The sequence below is a fragment of the Gramella sp. KN1008 genome (assembly GCF_004332155.1).
GTDB lineage: Bacteria > Bacteroidota > Bacteroidia > Flavobacteriales > Flavobacteriaceae > Christiangramia.
The window spans coordinates 1-15,279 of record NZ_SJDV01000001.1; the positions used below are offsets into that span (position 1 = coordinate 1).

At 44.0% G+C, this 15,279-nt stretch carries 14 protein-coding genes; 12 read left to right on the forward strand and 2 right to left on the reverse strand.

Annotated features, from left to right (window positions below; translation table 11 throughout):
* Nucleotides 1-547 precede the first annotated feature (547 nt).
* A complete protein-coding gene (locus EZJ28_RS00005) occupies nt 548-1,486 on the forward strand; it encodes a ribose-phosphate pyrophosphokinase (protein ID WP_131393589.1) in 939 nt (312 codons plus the stop codon).
* 189 nt (nt 1,487-1,675) lie between these two features.
* Here EZJ28_RS00005 and EZJ28_RS00010 read toward each other — a convergent pair whose 3' ends face one another.
* Nucleotides 1,676-3,274, reverse strand: a complete 1,599-nt coding sequence (locus EZJ28_RS00010) for a Ppx/GppA phosphatase family protein (RefSeq protein WP_131393591.1) — start codon at nt 3,272-3,274, stop codon at nt 1,676-1,678.
* A gap of 312 nt (nt 3,275-3,586) precedes the next feature.
* On the opposite strand from EZJ28_RS00010, the gene EZJ28_RS00015 reads away from it, so the two are divergent.
* The 11 genes from EZJ28_RS00015 (at nt 3,587) to EZJ28_RS00065 (ending at nt 14,579) form a co-directional block, all read left to right on the forward strand.
* Complete coding sequence (locus EZJ28_RS00015; RefSeq protein ID WP_131393593.1) at nt 3,587-4,246, forward strand: 50S ribosomal protein L25/general stress protein Ctc; 660 nt, start codon at nt 3,587-3,589, stop codon at nt 4,244-4,246.
* A 147-nt stretch (nt 4,247-4,393) separates the two neighbouring features.
* Entirely contained in the window at nt 4,394-5,020 is a 627-nt protein-coding gene (gene pth / locus EZJ28_RS00020; RefSeq protein WP_131393595.1) for an aminoacyl-tRNA hydrolase, read from the forward strand.
* An 81-nt stretch (nt 5,021-5,101) separates the two neighbouring features.
* Nucleotides 5,102-6,040, forward strand: a complete 939-nt coding sequence (locus EZJ28_RS00025; RefSeq protein WP_131393597.1) for a bifunctional riboflavin kinase/FAD synthetase — start codon at nt 5,102-5,104, stop codon at nt 6,038-6,040.
* Nucleotides 6,030-7,349, forward strand: coding sequence for an HTTM domain-containing protein (locus EZJ28_RS00030; RefSeq protein ID WP_131393599.1), 1,320 nt, complete (start codon nt 6,030-6,032; stop codon nt 7,347-7,349). Before EZJ28_RS00025 ends, EZJ28_RS00030 begins: the two co-directional genes overlap by 11 nt.
* A 70-nt stretch (nt 7,350-7,419) precedes the next feature.
* A complete protein-coding gene (gene serS, locus EZJ28_RS00035) occupies nt 7,420-8,691 on the forward strand; it encodes a serine--tRNA ligase (protein WP_131393601.1) in 1,272 nt (423 codons plus the stop codon).
* Between the two features lie 72 nt (nt 8,692-8,763).
* The gene (locus tag EZJ28_RS00040; RefSeq protein ID WP_131393603.1) at nt 8,764-10,548 is read left to right on the forward strand and encodes a tetratricopeptide repeat protein; all 1,785 of its coding nucleotides are present in this window, start codon (nt 8,764-8,766) and stop codon (nt 10,546-10,548) included.
* A 24-nt stretch (nt 10,549-10,572) separates the two neighbouring features.
* Nucleotides 10,573-10,881 (forward strand): DUF4286 family protein, encoded by a 309-nt coding sequence (locus EZJ28_RS00045; RefSeq protein ID WP_131393605.1) that lies wholly within the window; start codon nt 10,573-10,575, stop codon nt 10,879-10,881.
* Nucleotides 10,882-10,925: 44 nt separating this feature from the next.
* Nucleotides 10,926-11,747 (forward strand): 16S rRNA (adenine(1518)-N(6)/adenine(1519)-N(6))-dimethyltransferase RsmA, encoded by an 822-nt coding sequence (gene rsmA / locus EZJ28_RS00050; protein WP_131393607.1) that lies wholly within the window; start codon nt 10,926-10,928, stop codon nt 11,745-11,747.
* The gene (gene mgtE / locus EZJ28_RS00055; RefSeq protein ID WP_131393609.1) at nt 11,728-13,077 is read left to right on the forward strand and encodes a magnesium transporter; all 1,350 of its coding nucleotides are present in this window, start codon (nt 11,728-11,730) and stop codon (nt 13,075-13,077) included. Before rsmA ends, mgtE begins: the two co-directional genes overlap by 20 nt.
* A 123-nt stretch (nt 13,078-13,200) precedes the next feature.
* The gene (locus EZJ28_RS00060; RefSeq protein WP_131393611.1) at nt 13,201-14,187 is read left to right on the forward strand and encodes a 2-hydroxyacid dehydrogenase; all 987 of its coding nucleotides are present in this window, start codon (nt 13,201-13,203) and stop codon (nt 14,185-14,187) included.
* Between the two features lie 5 nt (nt 14,188-14,192).
* Nucleotides 14,193-14,579 (forward strand): VOC family protein, encoded by a 387-nt coding sequence (locus EZJ28_RS00065; protein WP_131393613.1) that lies wholly within the window; start codon nt 14,193-14,195, stop codon nt 14,577-14,579.
* A 6-nt stretch (nt 14,580-14,585) separates the two neighbouring features.
* On the opposite strand, the gene EZJ28_RS00070 is transcribed toward EZJ28_RS00065, so the two are convergent.
* Entirely contained in the window at nt 14,586-15,233 is a 648-nt protein-coding gene (locus EZJ28_RS00070; protein ID WP_131393615.1) for an SDR family oxidoreductase, read from the reverse strand.
* Nucleotides 15,234-15,279: the final 46 nt, after the last annotated feature.

Below are 15,279 nucleotides of genomic sequence, written 5' to 3' on the forward strand. Positions count from 1 at the left end.
AGTGATATTATTCATTTATTGATTTTACTTGAAATGAGAATTAGTGCAAATGGTGAACTAATAAGTATTACAAACCAAACTTCAATTCTTTTGATATTTTTCTTAAAAGAAACAATTAGAAGTAGAAGACAATAAATGAATAATATCACTGAAGTTATTCTCAGTGTATCAATAATATTTCCAAATGCTGATCCTCCTTGATCTGTTGCAATAAAGAAAATGCAAAGTAAGAAAGCCAAAAATGGAATTGCTACCAATATTTTCGTATCAATATTTTTCATCTTCCGGCTTGTTGCCAACTCGTTATATTCCCCAAAAAACTATAGGATTAACTCATAGAATTCCAGATAACGAAAATTGGATTATAAAGCTAATATTTTTAATTAAGATCTTACGGTTAGCTGTGTAATAAATTGGGTTAAAAAAGGGAAATTTCTCTTTCCTCCTTAAGAATCCTTCCAACTGCCCTGTTTTATTCTCAACCGCAAGGAATAATTTTTAAATTTGCATTGACTAAACGTAAACACACACAACAAAACAACACAACATGTCTGCAACTACAGAAGCCAAGATCTTTAACTGTACGCAAAGCCGGGAACTGGCCGAGAATATCGCCGCGAAGTACGGTTCCAAACTGGGAAATGTGATCACCTCCACCTATAGCGACGGTGAGTTCCAGCCCTCTTTTGAAGAATCCGTTCGCGGTTCCAGGGTCTTTATCATAGGCTCCACGCACCCGGGAAGCGATCACCTTATGGAAATGCTCCTTATGCTGGATGCCGCCAAAAGAGCTTCTGCCAGGCATATCACCGCGGTGATCCCTTATTTTGGCTGGGCAAGACAGGACCGAAAGGATAAACCCCGTGTGCCTATCGCGGCCAAGATGATCGCCAGCATCCTGGAAACTGCCGGCGCTACAAGGATCATCACCATGGACCTTCATGCCGACCAGATCCAGGGATTCTTTGAAAGACCCGTGGATCATCTTTACGCAAGTACCATCTTCCTGCCTCACCTTAGAGAGCTGGGACTTGATAACCTTACCATAGCTTCACCGGATATGGGTGGTTCAAAAAGAGCCTATGCCTATTCAAAGGCCCTTGAAAGTGATGTGGTGATCTGCTACAAGCAAAGAGCCAAGGCCAACGTGATCTCCCATATGGAACTTATTGGTGACGTGACAGGAAAGAACGTGGTACTGGTAGACGATATGGTAGATACCGCCGGAACTCTTACCAAGGCTGCCGATGTGATGATGGAGCGTGGCGCGCTTAGCGTACGTGCCATCTGTACCCACCCGGTACTTTCGGGAGAGGCCTACGACAGGATAGAAAAATCAAAACTACAGGAGCTTATCGTTACAGATTCAATTCCGCTAAAACAGGAAAGCAATAAGATCAAAGTGGTTAGCTGTGCCGGACTTTTCGCCGATGTGATGAACCGTGTGAACGAGAACCGTTCCATAAGCTCGAAATTCATTATGTAATTTATACCTGTCACACTGAGCGGAGTCGAAGTGTGGCAGATCCTTTAGATCATTGCGAGCAAAGTGATCTGTTTGCCTGTGTTCGCAATGATTTTCTTTTTTTGCTACCGTCCTGAGCCTGTCGAAGGGCGATTGGTTTCAGTGATAGCCACGTCATCCTGAACTTGTTTCAGGATCTTAACGAGCAGTTTACTTACCGGTTTCGACGGGAATATTCGCGTCCTGCTCCACGGCATAGATCTCAAGTTCCTTCCCGGTGATTTCCTCAAAGAGTTCCTTTTTCCTCATCGCACCCCATATCTCCAGTTCGGGATCTCCCTGGGTGGTGATATAGAATTTTATAACTTCGGCGCCTTTTTCTATTTCCAGTTCCTGCACGTTCTGGTAATGGCTGCGGTCCAGTCCGTCGGCCACCCTTAAGATACCCGATAATCTTTTCACCCTTTGTTTCAGGTCACTGTCCAGTTTCCGGTAGAATTTATGTCGTTTCCTGGGTACGGACCTGCGATGGTACCTCGCCACATTGGCCATAAGGCTTATTTCATCAGCCGTAAAGCCCCGAAGATCGGCATGCATGATGAGGTAAAGCGCATGTTTATGGTGTTTGCGGTGGGAGATATAATAACCAATATCATGCATATACGTGGCATATTCCAGCAGTTCCCGGTCTTCTTTCTTTAGCTTCAGCTCCTTCCGGAATTCATCGAAGATCTGCAGGGCCAGCTGCGCAACGTGGGTAGAATGTTCCTTCATCCAGTTGCACTTGCGAAGCAGCTCGAACACACTCCTTTTCCGCGGATCCGAAAATCTCGCCATAAGAGGTAAGCTGGATCTTTCCTTGTTTATATAGTTGAGGATGATCCCGTCCCGCAAGGCAGCTTCAGAGATCTTTATATTCTGAATATTGAATTCCTCGATAAGGAATTTCACCAGCACCATTCCCGGGTTGATGATGTCTATGCGTTTTTCGTCCAGCTCCTTTTCTTTTGCCCGTTCTTTCCGGTTGAGCTTTATAAAGTTCTCATAGAACGGAAGGAATTCGTCATCATGGTACACCAGTTCGTTAAGCGTCATGGCCGAACTGATGGAATTGCGCTGGGCTATCATCGCCGCGATATTCTCCATGGTCCCCGAAGAACCAATGATCGTCTTCACCGAATGTTCGCTGACCACTTCTGAAATTTCCTTCAGGGTTTCCCGGTAGTGTTCCCAAAGCTCCTTTATCTCTTTCTGGGTTATGGGGTCGTTTCTGACGAATCGTGCGGCCATCCTGGCCACTCCAAGTTTAAAGCTGTTGTAGTAGATGAACTCTTCATTGTTACCCACTATAAATTCAACGCTACCCCCGCCGATATCCACCATGAGTACCATCTCATCATCCATGGCGATGCTGTGCCTAACGGCGTAACCTATCATCTCGGCTTCCCTTTTTCCCGGGATCGCACGGGCCTTGATCCCCACTTCATCTATCATTCGCTGGATAAAATCACCACCGTTCTTTGCCTCCCTTATGGCGCTGGTGGCAAAGGCCAGGATCTCTTCCACGTCCTTGCTGTCACACAGGAATTTGATGCGTTTAAGAGCATCCAGCCCCCGTTGCATGGCATCTTCACTAAGGTGATCTTTCATGCCTTTTTCGGCCAGGATCACCATTTCCTTCAGTTTGTCTATGGTCCTGTAGCTGCCGTCTGGATACAGGTCTACCAGGACGGCGTGAAAGGAATTCGTGCCAAGGTCTATGGCCGCGATCCTTTTGGTTGGAGTTGAATTGTCTGGTATCTCGCTCATAATCTTAAAGCTGAAGCCGGTTTGCGTAACCTTCAGCTGAACTAATTTTCATATCCACTTCAATTTAAGGATTTTTGGACTGAAAAAATGATAAGACTATGTGAATGTTGGAAGTTAGAAGTTAGAATTTGGAATTACGAAGGTCTGCTTCTAAATTCTAACTTCTTATTTCGTACTTCTACAGAACTTTTTCTGCTTCAGGGTTTTATAGATAAATAAAAACGCTTACTTTTGCAGCCTGAAATTTTTACGCAAATGAAGGCGGTTCACACCAGAACTTGACGACATTTGTTAACCAAAACTCATTTTATAATGAAATCAATTACGATCAACGGATCTAAAAGAGAAAGCGTAGGCAAGAAGGCAACTAAGGCACTACGTAATGCTGGACAGGTTCCTTGCGTATTGTACGGGGTAGAAGGTGATCCACTACACTTTGCAGCAGAGGAAATAGCGTTCCAGAGTTTAGTGTATACACCAGACGTACACACTGTAAAAATCAAGTTGAAAGATGGAGAGTCTTATGCCGCGATCCTTCAGGATATCCAGTTTCATCCTGTAACTGATGCGATCCAGCACATGGATTTCTATCAGATCTTTGACGACAAGCCAATTACCATGGAAATCCCAATCCACACTGAAGGTGTTGCAAGAGGGGTTAAGAACGGTGGTGTACTACGTTACAACCTTCGTCGTCTAAAAGTAAGAGGATTGCCAGGAGATCTTCCAGATTATATCGTAGCTAACGTGACCAAACTTAAGATCGGTCAGAAGTTATATGTAACTGCCGTAGCCAGCGATGACTATAAGATCCAGCATCCGGATAACACTGTAATCTGTCAGGTAAGAACTTCACGTAACATCGTTGAAGATCTTGAAGACGAAGATGAAGATGAAGTAGCAGCAGATGAAGTACCAGCTTCTGAAGTTGATAGCGAAGCTGCAGTGAAAGAAGGAGAAGATAAAGAATAAATTTTCTTTAGCATATACTAAGCATTCCCTGATTGGATCTTTCCAATTTCGGAATGCTTTTTTATTTAATATGAATTTTGATCCCGCTCTTCGTAATTAAGATTTAAAAGTATCTGATAAATTTTATCTTTACCAAAACAAAATTGGATGCTTTCATTCTTTGGAAGGATTTTAGGAAAAAAGGAGACCGGGAAGAAAACAGATCCCATGAAGAAATTTTTGATCGTTGGTCTGGGAAATATCGGCCCTAAATACGAGAATACCAGGCATAATGTAGGATTTAAGATCCTGGATGAACTTGCCCGCGAAAAAGAAGTAGCTTTTGAGACTCAGAAGCTGGGAGATGTGGCGACCCTTAGATTCAAGGGCCGCACCTTCGTTCTGCTTAAACCCAGTACCTATATGAACCTTAGCGGTAAGGCCGTGAACTACTGGATGCAGAAAGAAAAGATTTCACTCGAGAACTTACTGGTGGTTACAGATGACCTTAATTTGCCTTTTGGTACGTTAAGGCTTAAGACCAAGGGCAGTGATGGAGGACATAACGGGCTCAAGGATATCCAGACGCAGCTTAATACCACAAAATACAACCGGTTCAGATTCGGGATAAGCGATGAGTTTTCCCAGGGCCAGCAGGTGAACTATGTACTGGGCGAATGGTCTCCCGGGGAAGAAGAAAAATTGGCAGAGCGTTTAAAGACCTCGGCAGAGCTTATCCTTTCCTTTGGAACCGCAGGGGTATCAAATACAATGAACGCCTACAACGGGAAATAGGAATTGAAAGCAAGAAAAAGGAATATTGAATACCAATCTTTTTAAATTTAGCAGATCCTTTGATTGGTGAATTTTATTTAAATGAAAGAACATAAAGGAGCAAACTCGTTCATAAGTGAAAGACAAACGGTGGTGACCATTGGTACTTTTGACGGGGTTCATGCGGGACACAGGAAGATCATAGAACGGCTGGTGAATTCTGCACGCGCCAATAATCTGGACTCGGTAGTCCTCACGTTCTTTCCGCATCCAAGAATGGTGCTGCAAAAGGAAAGCGGCATCCAGCTTATAAACACTATAGAAGAAAGAAAACAACTTCTTGAGGAAACCGGGATAGATCACCTGGTGATACATCCTTTCACACACCAGTTTTCAAGACTTACTGCCCTGGAATTCGTTCGGGATATCCTGGTAACCAAACTAAAGGCTAAAAAGATCATTATTGGGTATGACCACCGGTTTGGCAGAAATCGTACGGCAGATATCAATGATCTGAAGAATTTTGGAGAGGAATTCGGGTTTGAAGTAGAGGAGATAAGTCAGCAGGATGTGGAGCAGGTGGCTGTAAGTTCTACCAAGATACGGAATGCTCTTCTGGAAGGCAGGGTGGAAAGGGCCAATATGTACCTTCAGCATCCATTCACCTTAACAGGAACTATCGTAAAGGGTCGTGGGATTGGGAAGGACCTGGGTTTTCCCACCGCCAATCTGGAATTAAAGGAAGACTATAAGCTTATCCCCAAGAACGGTGTGTATGTGATAAGAGCCTTAATAGATGGCGAAATGTGCTATGGGATGATGAACATAGGTACTAATCCTACGGTGGGCGGAAAAGAGAAGACCATAGAATCCTATTTCTTTGATCTTGACAAGGACCTTTATGATAAGAAGCTGCAAATTCAGCTCCTGGTAAGGATAAGGGATGAGAAGAAGTTCGGGTCGGTGAAAGAACTGAAGCTTGCCATGAGGCAGGACCAGGCATTTTCAATACAATACATCAGGGATAATTATGGTCAATAGATGGCTTTTCAAACAGGTCGATAATTCCGGACTGGTAGTTTTCCGGGTTTTTTTCGGTTTGTTGATAGCTGTCGAGGCCTTTGGTTCCATCTTCTCGGGATGGGTAAGGCGCACCATGGTAGAACCGGATTTCACCTTTAATTTTATAGGTTTTGAATTCCTTCAACCCCTTCCGGGAAACGGGATGATCTGGTATTATGCGGTTATGGGCGTCTTTGGCGTCTTCGTGATGCTGGGCTTTAAATACAGGATGAGCATGATAGCCTACACTATTATGTGGGCCGGTGTTTACCTGATGCAGAAATCCTCTTATAATAATCATTACTACCTGCTCATGCTGGTGAATTTCATCATGTGTTTCCTGCCGGCAAACAGGTGGTTCTCGCTGGATGCCAGGATGAACCCCTCCATCAGGAGGATCTCCATGCCACGGTGGGTATGGGTGATGATCGTTCTGCAACTCTGGATCGTCTATACCTACGCTTCGGTGGCGAAGATGTACCCGGACTGGCTGGACGGTAGTTTTCCCGCGCTTTTAATGAAATCAAAGGATGATTACTGGCTGGTGGGTGAATTTCTGCAGGAATGGTGGGTGAGATATGCGATCGCCTATTTCGGGCTGATCTTCGACCTGCTAATCATTCCATTATTATTATGGAAAAAGACAAGGTTGCCTGCATTCCTGGCTGCCATATTCTTTCATCTTTTCAATAGCTTCATTTTCCATATCGGCATATTCCCGTATATGTCTTTAGCCTTCTGTATCTTATTTTTTCCTGCTGAAGCGATCAATAGGATATTCCTGCGCGGTAAAAAGGAATTTTATGATAAGGCTGAAGTAATAGTGCCATCCTGGCGTAACCTGCTCCTGGTAAGTATGGCCGTATGGTTTACTATTCAGTTATGCCTGCCTTTGCGCCACTGGTTCTTTACCGATGATGTGCTGTGGACCGAGGAAGGTCATCGTCTTAGCTGGAGAATGATGCTAAGGGGCAAGAGTGGCCGGGCCGAATTCAAGGTGGTTGAAAAGGGGACCAGCGATACGATCTATATAAAAAACTCTGATTATCTCACCAGGAAACAAAGAAGGGCAGTAACTTCCAAGCCTGATATGATCTGGCAGTTCGCACAGCGACTGGAAGAAGAATATGCTGAAAAAGGCAAGGAGGTAGAGGTCTATGTGGAAAGTAAAGTTAGTGTTAATGGCAGGCCTTATAAAACCCTTATCGACCCAAAAGTGGATCTTGCTGCAGAAGAATGGCAGCATTTTAAGCATCACGACTGGATTTTGCCTTCAGATTCAGACTGATTTTCTTCCCTGCTTTTGTTACATTTGCAGCTTAGAAAAAATTATAAACGGTTAATAAAAATCCGGCCTTATGTTACAGGTTTCCAAAATTGCAGAACATAAAGAAGAGTATATAAAAGCCCTTAAAAAGAGGAACTTTAATGCAGAAGATATCTTCGAACAGGTATTAACACTGGACGAGACCAGAAGGTCTACCCAGGCTAAACTTGACGATACCCTGGCCAGCTCCAACAAGATGTCTAAAGAGATTGGCCTGATGTTCAAGAACGGGGAGCACCAGAAGGCTAATATGCTAAAGGAAAGGACCAGCCGTTTAAAGGAAGAGTCTAAAGAACTCTCTGAAAAACTTACTTCGACCATAGCCGATCTTCAGAACCTGCTTTATACCATCCCTAATATTCCGCATGAATCTGTTCCTGCAGGAATGACCGAGGAGGATAATGAAGAGGTTTATAAAGAAGGGGAGGTTCCAACACTGGCTGAAGACGCATTGCCTCACTGGGAGCTGGCGAAGAAATATGATATCATAGATTTTGAGCTTGGGAACAAAGTGACCGGAGCTGGTTTTCCCGTGTACAAAGGGAAAGGCGCAAGACTCCAAAGAGCCCTGATCACGTGGTTCCTGGATAAGGCTACCGAAGCCGGTTATACCGAATACCAGATGCCGCTGATGGTGAACGAAGCTTCAGGCTATGGTACCGGTCAGCTGCCCGATAAGGAAGGCCAGATGTATCATATTGCGGAAGATGATCTTTATATGATCCCCACCGCTGAGGTGCCTATTACAAATATGTTCCGCGATAACCTGATGAACGAAAAGGATTTTCCGGTACTGTGTACGGGCTATACGCCCTGCTTCAGAAGGGAAGCGGGATCTTACGGAGCTCATGTTCGCGGACTCAACCGTTTGCATCAGTTCGATAAAGTGGAGATCGTAAGGCTTGAAACACCTGAAAACTCTTACGCAGCTCTGGATAATATGGTGGAACATATAAAGGGTCTTTTAAAAGAGCTGAAATTGCCATACAGAATATTGAGGTTATGTGGAGGGGATCTTGGGTTTACCTCTGCTCTCACCTATGACTTTGAAGTGTTCTCTACTGCCCAGGATCGCTGGCTGGAGATAAGCTCAGTTTCGAACTTTGAGAATTTCCAGGCTAACAGGCTTAAGTTAAGATATAAGAACAAGGAGAATAAAAAGGAGCTTGTTCATACCCTTAATGGAAGTGCTCTGGCCCTGCCACGGGTACTTGCTGGAATTCTTGAGAATTACCAGACCGCTGACGGAATAAAGATCCCGGAGGTACTTGTGCCTTACTGTGGTTTTGATAAGATAGACTGATAGTTCGCTGAGGCCTGCCACATAAATTCTTTAACACATTATTTAAAACAGTGCAAATGTTTATATTTACATATGCGCTGTTTTTTATTTATAGCTCTGTGGTTATGTGCTGGTTGGGGAGTTTTTGCACAAAGCGAACAACTGGCAAGGAATTTCTTTGATCAGGGTGAATACGAGAAAGCCCTGAAAGTCTACCAGCAGCTTTATAAAGAGAACCCCGCCAATATGGCTTTTTTCAATGGGGTTGTCTCTTCATACCAGCAGATGGAGGAATTCGAAAAGGCTGAAAAGATGCTTTTTGAAAGACTGAACACTTCAGCCAATAATCCCTCCCTGCTTATAGAGATAGGTCATAATTTCGAACTTCAGGAAAATATTGAGAAGGCTTCGCAATTCTATGATGAAGCCCTGCAATCCATAGAGGGCAGACCCAATTATGCTTATTCTATCGCGCGCGGCTTTGAACAGTACAGCCTCCTGGACTATGCGGCCAAAGCATACGAAAGAGCGATGGCCCTTAATACCGACAGGAATTACAATCTTCAGCTTGCACGTATCTATGGGGAACAGGGGAAGATCGAAGAGATGTTCAGCAATTACCTGGACCTTATAGAAGATGATATGAAGTTCTACGGGCTGGCAAACAGGGAATTCAATCGCTATATTTCCGAAGATTCACAAAGTGAGGCCAACACCATTTTCAGGAAATTACTGCTAAAGAGATTACAGGAAAATCCCATCCTGCTATACAACGAAATGCTTAGCTGGCTCTTTGTGCAGCAGAAGGAGTATGATAAGGCGTTCGCCCAGCAGAGAGCCATCTATAAAAGAGGAGATAAAGACCTGCAGGGCATTTTGAACCTTGCCCTTTTGGCCCGGGATGGTGAAGCCTATGAAGATGCAAGGGAGATCATTAGCTACGCGATTGATGAATCTCCTTCCCGAACCTTCAACCTTCAGGCAAGACATTTCCTGGTTAAACTGAAACTGGAGACGGCCCGCCCCGAAGCTTATTCTGAAATAGAAAATGATTTTCAGACACTGCTGGGAGAATATGGTTATACTCAGGAAACGCTCGATCTTCAGATAGACTATGCCAATTTCATGGCTTTCCGTCAGGATAAAAAGGAGCTGGCCGTAAAACTCCTGAAAGAAACCGCCGATCTTACCTCTTCCAACTTCGATCTGGCAAAGGTAAAAATGGCGCTGGCCGATATCCTGGTGATGCAGGAAAAATTCAATGAGGCGTTGATCTATTATTCCCAGATCCAGAATATTGTAAAGAACGATGAAATGGCCCAGAATGCAAGGTATAAAGTGGCCAGGACGAGTTATTATAAGGGAGATTTTGAGTGGGCGAAGACCCAGCTGGATATTCTAAAGACTTCCACCTCCCAGCTTATCGCTAATGATGCCATGGAACTAAGCCTGCTTATCAGCGATAATTCCCTGGAAGATTCCACACAAACTGCACTTAGAAAATTTGCCAAGGCTGATCTGCTGGCTTTTCAGAAGAAGAATTCTCAGGCTATTCAGCTACTTGATTCCATTTTGGTGAATCATAAGGGAGAGAAGATCGAAGATGAGGCTCTGTTGCGGCAGGCGAAATTGTACGAAGAGGAGCATGACTATAAAAAAGCCGAGGCTAATTATCTTAAGATCATAGATTCCTTTAGGGAGGATATCCTGGCAGATAATGCCTACTACTTTCTGGCAGAGCTCTATGCGAACCAGCTTCAGGATCCCGGGAAGGCAAAAAGCTTTTACGAGCAAATTATCTTTAACTTTGCCGACAGTATCTACTTTGTAGAAGCTCGAAAGAAATACCGAATGCTTCGCGGGGATACCATAGAATAGTTCCTAAAATTTAAAATTATACCGATGATCATTTATAACGTTACCATCAACGTTCAGGAAGATATTCATGATGAATGGCTGAAATGGATGAAAGAAGAACATATTCCCGATATGCTGGACACTAAAAAGTTCAGTAAGGCTCTTATGACCAAAGTGATGGTTCAGGAACCTATGGGTGGTATCACTTATTCTGTTCAGTATACCACCGAAAGCAGGGAGATGCTTCAGTCATACTATGAAGAGAATGCTGAAGATCTCAGGTCAAGATCAAAGGCCTTTGAAGGCAAGTTCGTGGCTTTCAGGACAGAACTGGAAGTGATCACCGAGCAGTAAAAACCTACCCCGCCCGTCTCACAGGAAGGGAATAAATAGAAATTATGAAAAAGAGAAGGCAGGAGTCAAGGAGAGATTCTTCAGATGTAAGGGCTAAGAAGCATTTGGGACAGCATTTTCTCACCGATGAGAATATAGCGGAAAAGATTGCTGAAACCCTGAGCTACGAGGGTTACGATAAAGTCCTGGAGATAGGCCCTGGAATGGGTGTGCTTACCAAATACCTGCTGCAAAAGGATGCCGAGGTACATGTGATCGAGATCGATACCGAAAGTGTTGAATATCTTGAAAACAATTATCTGCATTTGCGAGGGCGCATTCACGAAAAGGATTTTTTAAAACATGATCTCCGGCAGATCTTCAGCAATGAACAATTCGCCATAATCGGCAATTTCCCCTATAATATCTCTACACAGATAGTTTTCAAAGTACTTGAGTTCAGGGATCAGATCCCTGAATTTTCGGGGATGTTCCAGAAAGAGGTGGCCAAACGAATTTGCGAGAAAGAAGGAAGTAAGACCTACGGCATCCTCAGTGTACTCGTACAGGCTTTCTATGAAGCCGAATATCTCTTTACCGTTCCACCTTCGGTCTTTAATCCGCCTCCCAAAGTTGACAGTGGGGTGCTGAGGTTAAAAAGAAAGGAAAACTTCAGTCTTCCCTGTGATGAAAAACTGTTCTTCAGGGTGGTGAAAACTGCCTTTAACCAACGGCGGAAAACTCTACGAAATAGTTTAAAAAATCTTAATCTTCCCGATAATTTAAGGGAAGATGCTATCTTTGGCAGTCGGCCGGAACAACTCAGTTTCCAGCAGTTTATAGAACTGACACAAAAAATTGAGCCGTATGCAGTTTCAGATAAGTGAAGAATTAATCGATAAGATCAAATACCTCATTGAAGAACAGAACAATGAGGAATTGTTGCTGCACCTTGAAGAAGTGCACCACGCCGATATTGCCGAAATTCTTACGGAACTGGATATTGAGCAGGCTACCTTCATCGTAAAGCTTCTGGATAGCCAGCAAACAGCGGAGGCTCTTATGGAGCTTGAAGTGGACAGACGGGAGCGTATCCTGGAATCCCTTTCTCCAAAGGAAATAGCCGATGAGCTTAACGAGATGGATACCGATGACGCGGCCGATATCATCTCTGAACTTTCCCTGGAATTACAGCAGGACGTTATCTCTGAAATGACCGATGAGCAGCACGCCGATGATATCGTGGAGCTGTTGCGTTATGATGAGAATTCTGCCGGTGGTTTGATGGCAAAAGAGCTGGTAAAGGTGAATGAGAACTGGAGCGTTACAGGCTGTATGACCGAAATGCGCAAACAGGCCGAGAACGTTACCCGCGTACATTCCATTTATGTGGTTGATGATAAGAACAAGCTCAAAGGCCGCCTTTCATTGAAGGACCTGCTCACTGCTCCCAGCCATGCGAATATCAGCGATATCTATATCCCGAATGTGGATTATGTGAATGTGCATACCGAAGGCGAGGAAGTGGCCCGTATCATGCAAAAATATGATCTTGAAGCCATTCCGGTGGTTGATGAGATGAACAGGCTGGTAGGTCGTGTCACTATTGATGATATTGTTGATTTTATCAAGGAAGAAGCCGAAAAGGATTACCAGATGGCGGCGGGTATCTCTGAAGATGTTGAGGCCGATGCAAGTATCTGGCGACTTACACGTGCACGTTTGCCCTGGCTTATTCTAGGTCTTTTTGGAGGGCTCGGTGCGGTATATGTGATGAAAGGCTTTGATGAAGCCCTTGCTAACTATGTGGAACTTTTCTTCTTTACTCCGCTTATCGCCGCGATGGCAGGTAATGTGGGGGTACAGTCGAGTGCGATCATTGTACAGGGACTTGCAAACGATAACCTTAAGGGAAGTTTGTTCAACCGTCTTCTCAAAGAGGTTGGCCTCACCCTGATCAACGGAATGGCCCTGGGTGCACTGGTTATAGTATTCGGGCTGATCGTAGGTTTACCACAGCTGGTTAGTTTTACTATTGCACTGTCTTTGTTAACCGTGATTGTGATCGCTGCCCTTATAGGTACATTTGTACCCATTATTCTGGATAAACAGGGAATAGACCCGGCAATAGCCACCGGACCATTTATCACCACAAGCAACGATATTTGTGGAATTTTTATCTTCTTTTATATCGCCAAAACCATCCTTGGTTTTTAGAAAGCCTGTAAGATTCTTCGGTCGGTAAAAATCATTCTTTAAATTTGTGATTTATGCTTTTTCGGAACGATTCTGGAGGGGTAGGAAATTGCTAAATATTAATAACAGAAAAAGAGATAAAAAATGATCATTCTGCATGCCGATACCAATCATCCAACTTTGATGAGGAAACTGGAAGAAGCAGGACACCATAATATTGAAGGTTACGAACAGACGAGAGAAGAGACATTACAGAATCAGCATCTTTACGATGGCATCGTGATACGAAGCCGGTATAAGATAGACCGTGAATTCATAGACGCGGCTCCCAATCTTAAATTCATCGCTCGTGTTGGGGCGGGGCTGGAAAGTATAGATGTTGAATATGCCAGGGAAAGAGGGATAAAATTATTCTCTGCCCCCGAAGGTAACAGGAACGCTGTTGGAGAACATTCCCTGGGAATGTTGCTGTCCCTTTTTAACCGACTGAACAAAGCCGATAAAGAAGTGCGCGAAGGCCTTTGGCAACGCGAAGAGAACCGCGGAGTAGAGCTCGATGGTAAGACGGTTGGTCTTATAGGTTACGGAAATATGGGAAAGGCATTTGCCAAAAAACTGAAAGGTTTTGACGTGGATGTGATCTTCTATGACATCAAAGATGGAATTGCCGATGAGAATGCCCGCCAGGTAGACTATGATGAATTCTTTGAAAAAGCTGATGTGGTGAGCTTACATGTGCCATGGACCGAAGAGACAGACCAGATGGTTAACAGGGAATTTATCGGGAAGTTCAAAAAACCTTTCTGGTTCATAAATACGGCCAGGGGGAAGAATGCGGTTACCGCAGATCTTGTGGAAGCTCTCAAAGAAGGAAAGATCCTCGGGGCCGGATTGGATGTCCTGGAGTATGAAAAGTCATCTTTTGAAAGTTTGTTTTCCAATCCTAATAATGTGGCGGTAAGGGCAGCCGATCCTGTCCCTGAAGCACTAAGGGAACTAATGTTCATGCCACATACCATTTTAAGCCCTCACGTGGCGGGATGGACGGTGGAGTCCCATCAAAAACTGGCAGAGGTGATCGCCGATAAGATCATAGCCGAGTTTGGAGAGGGGGATGCCGGCAATAAATAGAAAATATGAAAAAACGTGTGACCGGTCTGGGTGGATTCTTCTTTAAATCAAAGGATCCTGACAATATCAAAAAATGGTACAACAGGCATTTAGGTCTGAATACAGATCAGTATGGATGTACCTTCTGGTGGAAGGATAAGGAAGGTAATGATTGTTCCACCCAGTGGAGTCCCATGAACGAGGATACCGATTACTATAAGCCTTCAGAAAAGCAATTCATGATGAATTTCAGGGTTGAGAACCTGGAGGAACTGCTTGAAACCTTAAAAGAAGAAGGTGTACAGGTGGTGGGTGAAATGGAAACCTACGACTACGGGAAATTCGGCTGGATCATAGATCCGGAAGGCAATAAAATTGAGCTTTGGGAGCCCAATGATAAAGCCTTCCTATAAGATCTTTTACAGATTTGAAATATCTATTAGAGCAGCCTTGATAGATTCCTCACCTTCAAGAGCCTCAAAAGACATATTTTTTACCAGCGGATCGGCAAGAGACATCACCAGGATAAATGCTACATCATCCCTTGAGATCTCTCCTCTTTCGTTTAACTTTTCAGCTACCTTGACCTTTGCAAGTCCCAGGTCGTCACTAAGTCTTCCGGGTTGCACGATCGTATAGGTAAGTCCGCTTTCCCTCAGGTAATCATCGGCCTCTTTTTTCGCTTTAAGATAATGTTCCAGTTCCTTATGCTCTTCAGGATTATCGGTGCCCATTGCACTCAGCATAACGAATTTCTTTACTTTGGCTTTTTTCGCAGCATCTATTAGTTTCTTGGCTCCTTCCTGATCTACGGCGATAGTTTTGTCAGGACCCGTCTTGCTGCCGGAGCCTGCGGCAAAGATCACCTTATCTATGCCTTTCATCACATGGCTCACGTCGCCTTCAAGATCTCCCATCACGCTTTCCACTTCCATATCGTCAAAGATCTGCCTTTGTTCTTCCTTGCGAATAAGTGCCAGCGGATTAAAGCTTTCAGAACTGTTAAGTATTTCTATTACTCTTTTTCCGGTAGCACCCGTAGCACCGGCAATAAGTATATTTTCCATAATTGTTGAATGAATTTTTTATTTTCTAATGATAAGAAAGATAAGA